Origin of the sequence: Streptomyces sp. NPDC050509 (assembly GCF_044457965.1) — a bacterium.
GTDB lineage: Bacteria > Actinomycetota > Actinomycetes > Streptomycetales > Streptomycetaceae > Streptomyces.
Map to the genome: position 1 here is coordinate 1 of NZ_JBITHL010000017.1, position 12,666 is coordinate 12,666.

The following is a 12,666-nucleotide window of genomic DNA, read 5'->3' on the forward strand; positions in this document are numbered from 1 at the left end:
GTCTGGCGACGCGCGCATCAGGCGGAGGCACGACGGCACCATTTCCGAAGGCGGCTACGACTCCAGATGATCAAGATCTAGCCCTGTAGTACTAGGGCCTCTCCTGCTCCCCTGAAAAGCCGCCCGGCCGGTACCATGGTTGGCGGCAAGCGGCCGTGTCGTAATCAGGCAGCCGAGCTGGGTTTAGATCCCAGTGGGAGAAATCCCGTGTGGGTTCGAATCCCACCGGCCGCACCGTGCCCGTTGGCCCCGTCCGATGCCGGACGGGGCCGACGGCGTCTCTCAGCCCAGCAGCTCCCGTACCACCGGGACCAGCGCCCGGAACGCCTTGCCCCGGTGGCTGATCGCGTTCTTCTCCGCCGCCGTCAGTTCCGCGCACGTCCTCGTGTCGCCCTCCGGCTGGAGGATCGGGTCGTAGCCGAAGCCGCCCGTGCCTGCCGGGGTGGGGCGGAGGGTGCCCAGGAGGCGGCCTTCGACCACGCGTTCCGTTCCGTCCGGGAGGGCCAGGGCTGCCGCGCAGGCGAAGTGGGCGGTGCGGTGGGGTGGGGCGATGTCGGCGAGTTGGGCCAGGAGGAGGTCCAGGTTGGCCTTGTCGTCGCCGTGGGTGCCTGCCCAGCGGGCGGAGAAGATGCCGGGGGCGCCGCCCAGGACGTCGACGCAGAGGCCGGAGTCGTCGGCCACGGCCGGGAGGCCGGTGGCGGAGGCGAGGGCGTGGGCCTTGAGGAGGGCGTTCTCGGCGAAGGTGACGCCGGTTTCCTTGACGTCGGGGATGTCGGGGTACGCCTCCGCCCCGACCAGTTCGTGCGGCAGGCCGGCGTCCGCGAGGATGGCCTTGAGTTCGGTGATTTTCCCGGCGTTGCGGGTGGCGAGGATCAGGCGGGTCATGCCCACCAGTATCCGTACCGTACGGGCGCGCCGGACGGGCGCCCGTACGGTGGCGGGCGTCAGGCCGTGCGGGCGAGGGCCTCGTTCTGGAGTGCGGCGAGGTCGACGCAGCCGGCCGTCGCGAGGTCGAGGAGGGCGTTCAGTTCCTTGCGGTCGAAGGGTTCGGCCTCGGCCGTGCCCTGGACCTCGACGAAGCGGCCGTCGCCGGTGCAGACGACGTTCATGTCGGTGTCGGCGCGGACGTCCTCCTCGTAACAGAGGTCGAGGAGCGGCGCGCCGTCGACGATGCCGACGCTGACGGCGGCGACGGTGCCGGTGAGGGGGCGCCGGCCGGCCTTGACGATCTTCTTGCCCTGGGCCCAGGTGACGGCGTCGGCGAGGGCGACGTAGGCGCCGGTGATGGCGGCGGTGCGGGTGCCGCCGTCGGCCTGGAGGACGTCGCAGTCGAGGACGATGGTGTTCTCGCCGAGCGCCTTGTAGTCGATGACTGCGCGCAGGGAGCGGCCGATGAGGCGGCTGATCTCGTGGGTGCGTCCGCCGATCTTGCCGCGTACGGATTCGCGGTCGCCGCGGGAGTTGGTGGCGCGGGGCAGCATGGAGTATTCGGCGGTGACCCAGCCTTCGCCGCTGCCCTTGCGCCAGCGGGGGACGCCTTCGCTGACGGAGGCGGTGCAGAAGACCCTGGTGTCACCGAAGGAGATGAGGACGGAGCCCTCGGCGTGCTTGCTCCATCCGCGTTCGATGGTGACGGGGCGGAGCTGTTCGGGGGTGCGGCCGTCGATTCGAGACATGGTTGTGAGCCTATCGGGACGTGGAGAGGGGCCTGATCCGGCGGTGGTGACCGTGGTCGGATTCAGGCCCCGCTCCTCCGCGTCGCGATTTCGGGGTCGCGTTGCCTTCGTCGCGATTCCGCGTCGCGTTGTCTTCGTCGCGTTTACATCATGTCTTCGATGTCCGCCGCGATGGGGTCGGCGTCCGTGCCGATGACCACCTGGACCGCGGTGCCCATCTTGACGACGCCGTGGGCTCCGGCCGCCTTGAGGGCGATCTCGTCGACGAGGTCGGGGTTGACGACTTCGGTGCGGAGGCGGGTGATGCAGCCCTCGATCTCCTCGATGTTGTCGAGCCCGCCGAGTCCGGCGACGATCTTTTCAGCCTTGGTGGCCATGTCTTTCTCCCTGACGTTCGAACACAGACCGTTTTGTCACCGTAACGCACGGTTGGCTCATCTTCGCGGGCGGGGCGTCTCGCCGTACCGAATGATGGCGGGGAGAAGCCTAACTCAACTGGTCTACACCAGTAGTGGAGGGATGGGAGAGGAATGGGGGAACGCCGATGAGCGCCGACGGCGCCGCTGTGCCGGGACAGTCGGCGCGGCGGCCGGGACGCTGGTGGAACGGCGTGTTCCAGGGGCTCCAGAAGGTCGGCCGGAGTCTGCAGCTCCCGGTGGCCGTGCTGCCCGCCGCCGGTCTGCTGGTCAGCCTGGGCAATCTCTTCTCGGCGTATCTGCACGGCCCGTTCTGGGACAAGACGGCGAAGGTGTTCACCCAGGGCGGTACGGCGATCCTCGACGCGGCGTTCGGGCTGCCGCTGCTCTTCTGCATCGGGGTGGCGATCGGCTTCGCGAAGAAGGCGGACGGGTCGACGGCGCTCGCCGCGGTGGTCGGTTTTCTCGTCTACCACAATGTGCTGGCCGCGTTCCCGGTCGGCGGCTCGGTGACGAAGGCGGCGCCGGACGGGGTGCCGCAGAACCCGGGGGTGCTCGGGGGCATTCTGATCGGGCTGCTGACGGCGGTGGTCTGGCAGCGGTTCCACCGGACGCGGCTGGTGGACTGGCTGGGTTTCTTCAACGGGCGCCGGTTGGTGCCGATCCTGATGGCGTTCATCTGTGTGGTGCTCGGGGTGGCCTTCGGGTTGCTGTGGCAGCCGGTGGGTGACGCGCTGACGGCGTTCGCGAAGCAGCTCATCGGGCTGGGTGCCTGGGGTGCGGGGATCTTCGGTGTGGCCAACCGGCTGCTCATCCCGATCGGTATGCATCAGTTCCTGAACACGTTCTTCTGGTTCCAGGCGGGTTCGTTCACGAAGCCGGACGGCACGGTCGTCCAGGGCGATCTGACGCGGTTCTTCGCCGGGGATCCGTCGGCGGGGCAGTTCATGTCGGGGTTCTTCCCGATCATGATGTTCGGGCTGCCGGCGGCGGCGCTGGCGATCACTCACTGCGCGCGCCCCGAGCACCGTAAGCGGATCGCGGGGCTGATGCTCTCCGTGGCCCTCACGTCGTTCGTGACGGGGGTGACGGAGCCGCTGGAGTTCTCGTTCATGTTCGCGGCGCCGCTGCTGTACGGGGCGCACGCGCTGCTGACGGGTGCTTCGATGGCGATCACCTGGGCGCTGGGGGTGCACGCGGGGTTCAGCTTCTCGGCCGGGCTGATCGATTACGTGGTGAACTGGCATCTGGACACCAAGCCCTGGCTGATCATTCCGATCGGCCTCTGCTTCGCGGTGGTCTACTACGTGGTCTTCCGGGTCGCGATCACGGTGTTCGACATTCCGACGCCGGGGCGGGAGCCGGAGGAGCTGGAGTCGGAGATCGAGGACCAGAACACCAGGTAGCCCGCGACGGCGCTCCGGCCCGGGACGTAACCGCGTAACCCAGGTCACATTTTTCGCCGAATTACGGCGGTTCCTTATCCGTTCCTCACCGTGTACAACTGGTCTAAACCATTGAGTGGTGTAGACCACGCGGCCGTGTGCCGCGTTCCCCCTGGAGGAAGTTGATGTCCACGGCCAGCGCCGCCCCCGCGGCGGAGAACAAGCCCGCGGCGGCGAAGCCGAAAAAGGGCAGCGGCCTGATGTCCGTGATGCAGCGTATCGGGCGCAGCCTGATGCTGCCCGTCGCGGTCCTGCCCGCCGGGGCGCTGCTGGTACGGCTCGGGAACGCGGACATGCTCGGCCGTGAGTCGTTCCCCGCGTTCGTCACGAAGATCGCGGGCTTCATGGCCGCGGGCGGCAACGCGATCCTGGACAACATGCCGCTGCTGTTCGCCGTGGGTATCGCGATCGGCTTCGCGAAGAAGGCGGACGGCTCGACCGCGCTCGCCGCCGTCACCGGCTATCTGGTCTTCAAGAACGTGCTGGCGACCTTCACCGACTCGAACCTGCCCAAGGTGGCGCAGGTGGTGGACGGCAAGATCGTGATGACGGACGCGCCCGTGGACGCGAAGGTCCTCGGCGGTGTGGTGATGGGCGTGGTGGTCGCCCTGCTGTACCAGAAGTTCTACCGGACGAAGCTGCCGGACTGGGCGGGCTTCTTCGGCGGCCGTCGTCTCGTGCCGATCCTCTCCGCGTTCGCCGGGCTCGGCATCGGCATCGTCTTCGGCTACATATGGCCGGTTCTGGGTGCCGGGCTGCACAACCTCGGTGAGTGGCTGGTGGGTTCGGGCGCGGTCGGCGCGGGCATCTTCGGTGTCGCAAACCGTGCGCTGATCCCGGTCGGCATGCACCATCTCCTCAACTCGTTCCCGTGGTTCCAGGCCGGTACGTTCGACGGCAAGAGCGGTGACATCAACCGCTTCCTGGCGGGCGACCCGACGGCCGGGCAGTTCATGACCGGCTTCTTCCCGATCATGATGTTCGCGCTGCCCGCGGCCTGTCTGGCCATCACGCACTGCGCGCGCCCCGAGCGGCGCAAGGCCGTCGGCGGCATGATGCTCTCGCTCGCGCTGACCGCGTTCGTGACGGGTGTCACGGAGCCGATCGAGTTCACGTTCATGTTCATCGCGCCGGTGCTGTACGCGGTCCACGCCGTGCTGACCGGGGTGTCCATGGCGCTGACCTGGGCGCTCGGTATGAAGGACGGCTTCGGCTTCTCGGCGGGCGCGGTCGACTACTTCCTCAACCTGGGCATCGCGACCAACCCGTTGGGGCTGGCGCTGGTCGGGCTCTGTTTCGCGGCCCTCTACTACGCGATCTTCCGTTTCGCGATCGTCCGGTTCAACCTCCCGACGCCGGGGCGGGAGTCGGACGAGGAGCTCGCCGAACTCCTCAAGGCCGAGGCGAAGTAGGCGCCTCTCCCGGCGCCTCTCCCGGCGCCTCTCCCCCTGGGTTCCGTGGGCCCGGCCGATGTCAGGACGGCCGGGCCCACGGTCGCGTACAGGTACGCGTACGAATACGAGTACGGTCCCGTACGCCGCGTCAGATCTCGTAGACCGCGCCGGGGACGGCCAGCTCGGCCGGGCCCCCGTACACGTCGCGCGCGTCGGCCAGGTTGCGGTCCCCGTCGGTCCACGGCGGGACATGGGTGAGGACGAGCCTGCGGGCGTGGGCGCGGGCGGCGTGCGCGCCGGCCTCGCGGCCGTTGAGGTGCAGGCCCACGACGTCCTCCTTGCCGTAGGTGAAGGCCGCCTCGCAGAGGAAGAGGTCCGTCCCGTCCGCCAGCTCGACCAGGGGTTCGCAGACGCCGGTGTCGCCGGAGTAGGTGAGGGATCTGCCGCCGTGCTCGACGCGGATCGCGAAGGTGTCGACGGGGTGCGCGACCTTCTCCGTACGGACGGAGAACGGGCCGATGTCGAACGAGCCCGAGCCCGGCTTGAGGGTGTGGAAGTCGAAGACCTCGCTCATGGACTTGTCCGTGGGGGTGTCCGCGTACGCCGTGGTGAGGCGCTGTTCGGTGCCCTCGGGGCCGTAGACGGGGATCGGGTCGCACCGTCCGCCGTCGAAGCGGTAGTAGCGCGCGACGAAGTAGGCGCACATGTCGATGCAGTGGTCGGCGTGGAGATGGCTGAGGAAGATGGCGTCGAGGTCGTAGAGACCGATGTGGCGCTGCAACTCGCCAAGGGCGCCATTACCCATGTCGAGGAGCAGCCGGAAGCCGTCGGCCTCTACGAGGTAACTGGAGCAGGCCGATCCCGCGGCGGGGAACGAGCCCGAACAGCCGACGACGGTGAGCTTCATGGAGCGGGAACCTCCGTGGCGTGGACGGCGGGGCGACGGGGGTTGTGCGGTTTACCGAGCGTAAAGCGCGAAACGGCTGGTCGCTCCTCCACAGTGGTCCGTTGTGGGGGAACTCACCCAGGACGTCACTGGTTCGGATGGTCCGTACGGGTGGGGCCCCGCTCCACGCCACGGGGCCCGCGCCCGTCCTGTTCCCCGTCCGCGCACCGTCCGCGCTCCGACTGTGCTCCGTACGCACTCCCCGGCCGCCGGCCGGCCGCCGCGGACCGCTACGCCCAGAGCTGGCCGTGCAGCGCCTCGATCGCCTCTTCGGTGGTCGCCGCCGTGTAGACGCCGGTCGACAGGTACTTCCAGCCGCCGTCCGCCACGACGAAGACGATGTCGGCGCTCTCCCCCGCCTTGACCGCCTTGCGGCCCACGCCGATCGCCGCGTGCAGGGCGGCGCCGGTCGAGACGCCCGCGAAGATGCCCTCCTGCTGGAGGAGTTCGCGGGTACGGGTGACGGCGTCGGCCGAGCCGACGGAGAAGCGGGTGGTGAGGACGGAGGCGTCGTACAGCTCGGGGACGAAGCCCTCGTCGAGGTTGCGCAGCCCGTAGACGAGGTCGTCGTAGCGGGGCTCCGCGGCGACGATCTGGACGCCCTCGACGTGCTCGCGCAGGTAGCGGCCGACGCCCATGAGCGTGCCCGTGGTGCCGAGGCCCGCCACGAAGTGGGTGACGGAGGGCAGGTCGGCGAGGATCTCCGGGCCCGTGGTGGCGTAGTGGGCGCCCGCGTTGTCGGGGTTGCCGTACTGGTAGAGCATCACCCAGGAGGGGTTCTGGGCCGCGAGTTCCTTCGCGACCCGTACGGCGGTGTTGGAGCCGCCCGCGGCGGGGGACGGGACGATCTCGGCCCCCCACATGGTGAGCAGGTCGCGCCGCTCCTGCGAGGTGTTCTCCGGCATCACGCAGACGATGCGGTAGCCCTTGAGCCTGGCCGCCATGGCGAGCGAAATGCCGGTGTTGCCGCTGGTGGGCTCCAGGATGGTGCAGCCGGGGGTGAGCCGGCCGTCCTTCTCCGCCTGCTCGACCATGTGGAGCGCGGGCCGGTCCTTGACGGAGCCGGTCGGGTTACGGTCCTCCAGCTTGGCCCAGATCCGTACGTCCGCCGAGGGGGACAGCCGGGGAAGCCGGACCAGGGGGGTGTTGCCGACCGCCGCGAGCGGGGAGTCGTACCGCATCAGACGGCGTGCGTCGCGTCGGGCGCGCCGCCGGCCACGGCCGGGAGGATGGTGACGCTGTCGCCGTCGGCGAGTTTGGTGGCGATGCCGTCCAGGAAGCGGACGTCCTCGTCGTTGAGGTAGACGTTGACGAAGCGGCGGAGCTGGTTGTCCTTGGCGGGGTCGATCAGCCGCTCCCGGATGCCGGTGTGGCGGGTGTCGAGGTCGGCGAAGAGCTCGGAGAGCGTGTTGCCGGTGCCCTCGACCGCCTTGGCGCCGTCGGTGTAGGTGCGGAGGATGGTCGGGATGCGGACCTCGATGGCCATGACATGGGCTCCTGTCGGGAGACTGCGTGACGGGCGCGCGGCTCGGGCCCCCGCGCGAGGGGGTGGTGCTGGGTACGTGCGACGTGCGTGCGGGTACGGAGGACCGCGCTCCGGGCGGGCCGTCGCTCAGCCGGCGGCGCGGCCGGTACAGATGGCACTGGCGAGGCGGCACAGGTCGACGTGCAGCCGCGCCACGAGCAGCGGGGTGCTCGGCGTCTTGTCGCTCACGTCGGTGGAAACCATGCGCTCATCGTATCGATTCCCGTTCCGCGTCCCGGCATGCGTTCCCACTGGGTGGACGTTCGGCGTCCACCTGATGGACAAGGGGGTGGGCAGAGAGCTGGACAGGGCGGTCAGACGATCTCGACGGGCTCTTCCTCGACCGTGCCGTCCACGATGCGGTACGAGCGGAACTGGAAGGGGCCGGCGCCGTCGGTGTCGGCGGTGGAGACCAGGACGTAGTGGGCGCCGGGTTCGTTGGCGTAGGTGATGTCCGTACGGGACGGGTACGCCTCGGTCGCGGTGTGGGAGTGGTAGATGATCACCGGCTCCTCGTCGCGGTCGTCCATCTCGCGGTAGAGCTTGAGCAGGTCGACGGAGTCGAACTCGTAGAAGGTGGGCGAGCGGGCGGCGTTCAGCATGGGGATGAACCGCTCGGGCCGGCCGGTGCCCTCGGGGCCCGCGACGACGCCGCACGCCTCGTCGGGGTGGTCGGTTCGCGCGTGCGCCACGATCCGGTCGTGCAGGTCCTGGGTGATGGTGAGCATGAAGAAAATATAGAGGGACCGCCACGAAGGCCCCCGGATCAGGGGCGTCTGCCGCGATCCGGGGGCCTGACGACCGGGGCGGCGTGACGAAGTCACGCGCGGGAGGTCACGTCACGCGCGGGAGGTCACTCGGAGGCCGGGGCGTACTCCGGCTCGTCCGGGGTGCCGGAGGTCTTCGCGCGCTGCGGGGCGCGGTTCTTCACGTACTGCCAGCCGACGGCGAGGAACACCGCCCAGACCGCCCCCACGTAGAGGGAGATCCGCGCGTCGCTGTCGTACGCGATCAGACAGGTGACCAGGGCGAGGAAGCCGACCGCGATCCAGCTGAAGAGCGAGCCGCCGGGCGCCGGGAAGGACGAGGCGGGCAGCCGGCCGGCCTCGACGCCGCGCCGGTAGCGGATGTGGCTGATCAGGATCATCATCCAGGTCCAGATGCCGGCGGCGGTGGCGACGGAGGTCACATAGCCGAACGCCTTCTCGGGGACGAGGTAGTTGAGGATCACGCCGATGCCCATGAGGGCGACGGAGACGGCGATGCCGACGGCCGGGGTCCTGCGGGAGTTGAGCCGGCCGAAGGCGCTTGGCGCCTCGCTGTTGGCGGCGAGGTCGCGCAGCATCCGGCCGGTGGAGTACATGCCGGAGTTGCAGGAGGAGAGCGCGGCGGTCAGTACGACGAAGTTGACGATGCCCGCGGCGAGCGGGATGCCCATCTTCTCGAAGGCGTGGACGAAGGGGCTGGTGCCCTCCGAGAACTCGGTCCACTTGACGACCGAGAGGATCACGGTGAGCGCGCCGACGTAGAAGACGATGATGCGCCAGGGCAGGGTGTTGATGGCCTTGGGGAGGGTCTTCTCGGGGTTCTCGGACTCGCCCGCCGTGACGCCGACGAGTTCGACGGCGAGGTAGGCGAACATGACGCCCTGGAGGGTCATCAGGCTGGAGCCGATGCCGTTGGGGAAGACGCCGTGGTGCGCCCAGAGGTTGCCGGCGGTGGCGGTGTCACCGGCGTCGGAGAAGCCGAGGGTGAGCACGCCCAGGCCGATGACGATCATGCCGATGATGGCGGTGACCTTGATCATCGAGAACCAGAACTCGACCTCGCCGAAGATCTTCACCGAGATCAGGTTCACCCCGAAGAGGACCACCAGGAAGACCAGCGCGCTGACCCACTGGGGGATCTGCGGGAACCAGAAGTGGATGTAGATCGCGGCGGCGGTGAGTTCCGCCATGCCGGTGACGACCCACATCAGCCAGTACGTCCAGCCGGTGGCGAAGCCGAAGAAGGGGCCGAGGAACTCGCGGGCGTACTCCGCGAAGGAGCCCGAGACGGGCCGGTAGAGGAGCAGTTCGCCCAGGGCCCGCATGATGAAGAAGATCACGACGCCGGCGAGGGCGTACATGAGGATGATGCTGGGACCGGCCTTGGCGATGTTCGCCCCGGCGCCCATGAAGAGGCCGACGCCGATCGCTCCGCCGATGGCGATCATCTGGACCTGGCGGCTGCCGAGTCCGCGCTCGTACCCCTCTTCGTCCGCGCCGTTCCCGGCGGGACCCCTGGCGGGCCCTTCGCCGCCGTACTCCTTGTCGACCTGCGCAGAGGTCATGGTCATGCGCCCTTTCTCCATGCAGCTCCGCGGACCGCTCGCGGCCACGGACCGGTTCCTGATCCCCCCGGATATGGATGGAGTGCCACCGGCGTTCGGCCGGTCGAGACACCCCCGGGGACAGGGGTGGCGTCCCCGGGGGGTCCGGCAGATCTATCACGGGAGGACGGGCGCCCGGCGCCCGCGATTGTGGCCCAGCCCACAGGAAAAAGGGGACGAATCGCACCGCGAACCGCAAAGAAGGCCGTGGTGGTGACGGGATCGTTATGTCAATTTGAGCATCATTTGAGCGTATGGCGAGGACACGGAGGGCGGCGTTCGAGTGACCTCGACGTGGCGCGGAGGCGTCACCGGAACCGGGTCGTCCGGAACCCCGGCCGACCCCCGCCCGGCCCCCGGCCGACCCCCGCCCTGAACCCGCTCGGAACCCCGCCGGGACCATCAGGCCGTCAGGGCATCAGGTCATCAGGTCATCAGGGTCTCGACGAGCGTCTCCTGGAGCGCGCCGAGCCAGAGGTACGCCATCACCATCGGCTTGCGCGGGTCGGAGTCCGGCAGCCGGTACAGCTCGCCGCCCTCGTCCTCGTCGGAGACCTCCAGGCGCGTACCGATCGTCAGCCGCAGATCGTTGAGCGCGCCCAGCCAGTGCGCGCAGTCGTCGGGCGTCAGCTTCAGTACGGCGCCGCCCTCGCCCGTGGCGGTGAGCGCGTCCAGCGTGCGGACGAGCGCCACGCCGTCCTCGCGCTTGCGGTCGCGCAGGTCGTTCTCGGTGAACCGGCGGAACTCCGAGGAGTACTCCTTCAGTTCGTTGTCGACGGAGCCCTCGCCGGAGGCCTCCGGATCGCCGTACGCGTCCGGGAAGAGCCGGGCCAGCGCCGGGTCGGCGGGCGGCTCGCTGGGGCCCGGGGCGAAGAGCGCGGCGAGCGGGTCCTCACCCTGCGCGGGTTCGTCGGCGGGGCCGATCAGCTCCAGCAACTGCACGGCCAGCGACCGCAGGATCGAGATCTCGACCTCGTCGAGCGCGACGGCCGCGCCGCCGCCCGGGATCGCCTCGAAGCGCCCGGCCATCAGGTGCGGTCCTGCGAGAGGGTCGCCCAGAGCCCGAATCCGTGCATGGCCTGCACATCGCGCTCCATCTCCTCGCGGCTGCCGCTGGAGACGACCGCGCGGCCCTTGTGGTGGACGTCGAGCATCAACTTGTGCGCCTTGTCCTTCGAATAGCCGAAATAGGTCTGGAAGACGTACGCCACGTAACTCATGAGGTTGACCGGGTCGTTGTGGACGATCGTCACCCACGGCACGTCCGGCTCAGGGACCGCGAAGGTCTCCTCGGCCGATTCGGGGCGTTCGATCTCAGTCGGAGCAACACTCACGGTTCGGGACGACCTTCTTCTCCGCAGGGGGGCGCCGGCATGCCGCGGCCTCACGCGTCCCATGCTGCCACCACGTGAGCGGTGTCGCACAAACGGCCACCGAGAAATCGTCAGAGTGACGACTATTGCGAGGTAGCATCGTCGTATGAACACTGCGGACCTTGGGCTGCCGGTGGACATTCCGTCAACCGCGCTCTTCACCGATCAGTACGAGCTGACGATGCTCCAGGCGGCACTGCGGGCCGGTACGGCCGACCGGCGCTCCGTCTTCGAGGTCTTCACCCGGCGGCTGCCCGAAGGCCGCAGGTACGGGGTCGTGGCGGGCACCGGGCGCGTCCTGGACGCCGTGGAGAACTTCCGCTTCGACCCCGACCTGCTCCGCTTCCTGCGCGAGAACGCGATCGTCGACGAGCCGACGCTCGCCTGGCTCGCCTCGTACCGCTTCCGCGGCGACATCTGGGGCTACCCGGAGGGCGAGGTCTACTTCCCCGGCTCCCCGGTGCTGCGGGTCGAGGGCTCCTTCGCGGAGTGCGTCCTGCTGGAGACCGTGATCCTCTCGGTCCTCAACCACGACTCGGCGATCGCCGCCGCGGCCTCCCGGATGGCGACGGCCGCGGGCGGGCGCCGGCTGATCGAGATGGGCGCGCGCCGGACGCACGAGCTGGCCGCGGTGGCCGCCGCGCGCGCCGCGTACGTGGGCGGCTTCGACGCCACCTCCGACCTGGCCGCCGGGTTCCGGTACGGCATCCCGACGGTCGGCACGAGCGCGCACGCCTTCACCCTGCTGCACGACACGGAGCGCGACGCCTTCCGCGCCCAGATTGACTCGCTCGGCCGGGGGACGACGCTGCTGGTCGACACGTACGACGTGGCCGAGGCCGTACGGACCGCCGTGGAGATCGCCGGGCCCGAGCTGGGCTCCGTACGGATCGACTCGGGCGATCTGCTGCTGGTCGCGCACCGGGTGCGGCAGCAGCTCGACGAGCTGGGCGCGGTCAACACCAAGATCGTGGTCACCTCGGACCTGGACGAGTACGCGATCGCCTCGCTGGCGGCGGCGCCCGTGGACGCGTACGGCGTCGGTACCCAGCTCGTCACGGGCAGCGGGCACCCCACCTGCTCCATGGTCTACAAGATCGTCGCGCGGGCCGTTTCGGCGGACCCGAAGGCCCCGCTCCGGCCGGTGGCGAAGAAGTCGCTGGGCGGGAAGACCTCCGTCGGCGGGCGCAAGTGGGCGGCGCGCCGGCCCGACGCGCAGGGGTACGCGGAGGCCGAGGTGCTCGGCACCGGCCCGGTGCCGCCCGAGCTGCTGGACCAGCAGCTCCTGGTGGAGCTGGTCAAGGGCGGCGAGATCGTGGCGCGCGAGTCGCTGGACGTGGCGCGGGAGCGGCACGCGGCGGCGCGGGCGGGGCTGCCGATGTCGGCGATGCAGTTGTCGCGGGGCGAGCCGGTGATTCCGACCGCGTACGTGTGAACCGAGGACGTGTGAACGGGGTGCGGACGAGCAGGGGAAGAGGGTGAGTGTGATGCGTATGTCCCGTACTGGCGTGCGACCTCTC

14 protein-coding genes and 1 tRNA gene are annotated in these 12,666 nt (G+C 69.5%); 4 read left to right on the forward strand and 11 right to left on the reverse strand.

The genetic code is table 11. The features are described 5' to 3' along the window. The first annotated feature begins 149 nt into the window (after positions 1 to 149). Positions 150 to 234, forward strand: a tRNA-Leu gene (locus ACIBJC_RS34825). 48 nt (positions 235 to 282) lie between these two features. Here the strand turns inward: ACIBJC_RS34825 and rdgB are convergent. The 3 genes from rdgB to ACIBJC_RS34840 form a co-directional block, all read right to left on the reverse strand. Further along, positions 283 to 885 carry an RdgB/HAM1 family non-canonical purine NTP pyrophosphatase gene (gene rdgB, locus ACIBJC_RS34830; protein ID WP_399299520.1) on the reverse strand — a complete coding sequence of 201 codons (603 nt, stop codon included), beginning with the start codon at positions 883 to 885 and terminating at the stop codon, positions 283 to 285. A gap of 59 nt (positions 886 to 944) precedes the next feature. Further along, positions 945 to 1,676: a ribonuclease PH gene (gene rph / locus ACIBJC_RS34835; RefSeq protein WP_329826873.1), complete on the reverse strand. Its 732-nt coding sequence runs from the start codon at positions 1,674 to 1,676 to the stop codon at positions 945 to 947. Positions 1,677 to 1,819: 143 nt separating this feature from the next. Then, positions 1,820 to 2,080 carry a PTS glucose/sucrose transporter subunit IIB gene (locus ACIBJC_RS34840; RefSeq protein ID WP_329827407.1) on the reverse strand — a complete coding sequence of 87 codons (261 nt, stop codon included), beginning with the start codon at positions 2,078 to 2,080 and terminating at the stop codon, positions 1,820 to 1,822. A gap of 140 nt (positions 2,081 to 2,220) precedes the next feature. Here ACIBJC_RS34840 and ACIBJC_RS34845 point away from each other — a divergent pair, with 140 nt between their 5' ends. Then, positions 2,221 to 3,498: a PTS transporter subunit EIIC gene (locus ACIBJC_RS34845; RefSeq protein WP_399299524.1), complete on the forward strand. Its 1,278-nt coding sequence runs from the start codon at positions 2,221 to 2,223 to the stop codon at positions 3,496 to 3,498. Between the two features lie 164 nt (positions 3,499 to 3,662). Further along, positions 3,663 to 4,949, forward strand: a complete 1,287-nt coding sequence (locus ACIBJC_RS34850) for a PTS transporter subunit EIIC (RefSeq protein WP_399299527.1) — start codon at positions 3,663 to 3,665, stop codon at positions 4,947 to 4,949. Between the two features lie 130 nt (positions 4,950 to 5,079). Here the strand turns inward: ACIBJC_RS34850 and ACIBJC_RS34855 are convergent, their stop codons facing one another. The 8 genes from ACIBJC_RS34855 to clpS form a co-directional block, all read right to left on the reverse strand. Next, positions 5,080 to 5,838, reverse strand: a complete 759-nt coding sequence (locus ACIBJC_RS34855) for an MBL fold metallo-hydrolase (protein WP_399299529.1) — start codon at positions 5,836 to 5,838, stop codon at positions 5,080 to 5,082. 269 nt (positions 5,839 to 6,107) lie between these two features. Beyond that, complete coding sequence (locus tag ACIBJC_RS34860; RefSeq protein WP_399299532.1) at positions 6,108 to 7,058, reverse strand: PLP-dependent cysteine synthase family protein; 951 nt, start codon at positions 7,056 to 7,058, stop codon at positions 6,108 to 6,110. After that, complete coding sequence (locus tag ACIBJC_RS34865; RefSeq protein ID WP_329826867.1) at positions 7,058 to 7,363, reverse strand: MoaD/ThiS family protein; 306 nt, start codon at positions 7,361 to 7,363, stop codon at positions 7,058 to 7,060. Before ACIBJC_RS34865 ends, ACIBJC_RS34860 begins: the two co-directional genes overlap by 1 nt. A 126-nt stretch (positions 7,364 to 7,489) precedes the next feature. Further along, positions 7,490 to 7,606: a putative leader peptide gene (locus tag ACIBJC_RS34870; RefSeq protein ID WP_329826866.1), complete on the reverse strand. Its 117-nt coding sequence runs from the start codon at positions 7,604 to 7,606 to the stop codon at positions 7,490 to 7,492. 110 nt (positions 7,607 to 7,716) lie between these two features. Then, the gene (locus tag ACIBJC_RS34875) at positions 7,717 to 8,130 is read right to left on the reverse strand and encodes a Mov34/MPN/PAD-1 family protein (protein WP_399299536.1); all 414 of its coding nucleotides are present in this window, start codon (positions 8,128 to 8,130) and stop codon (positions 7,717 to 7,719) included. Positions 8,131 to 8,255: 125 nt separating this feature from the next. Then, positions 8,256 to 9,734 (reverse strand): amino acid permease, encoded by a 1,479-nt coding sequence (locus ACIBJC_RS34880; protein WP_399299868.1) that lies wholly within the window; start codon positions 9,732 to 9,734, stop codon positions 8,256 to 8,258. A 465-nt stretch (positions 9,735 to 10,199) separates the two neighbouring features. Then, on the reverse strand, positions 10,200 to 10,802 hold the full coding sequence (locus ACIBJC_RS34885) for a DUF2017 domain-containing protein (protein ID WP_399299538.1): 603 nt from the start codon (positions 10,800 to 10,802) through the stop codon (positions 10,200 to 10,202). Further along, positions 10,802 to 11,107, reverse strand: a complete 306-nt coding sequence (gene clpS / locus ACIBJC_RS34890; RefSeq protein WP_329826863.1) for an ATP-dependent Clp protease adapter ClpS — start codon at positions 11,105 to 11,107, stop codon at positions 10,802 to 10,804. Before clpS ends, ACIBJC_RS34885 begins: the two co-directional genes overlap by 1 nt. A 145-nt stretch (positions 11,108 to 11,252) precedes the next feature. On the opposite strand from clpS, the gene ACIBJC_RS34895 reads away from it, so the two are divergent. Further along, the gene (locus tag ACIBJC_RS34895; RefSeq protein WP_399299542.1) at positions 11,253 to 12,581 is read left to right on the forward strand and encodes a nicotinate phosphoribosyltransferase; all 1,329 of its coding nucleotides are present in this window, start codon (positions 11,253 to 11,255) and stop codon (positions 12,579 to 12,581) included. Positions 12,582 to 12,666: the final 85 nt, after the last annotated feature.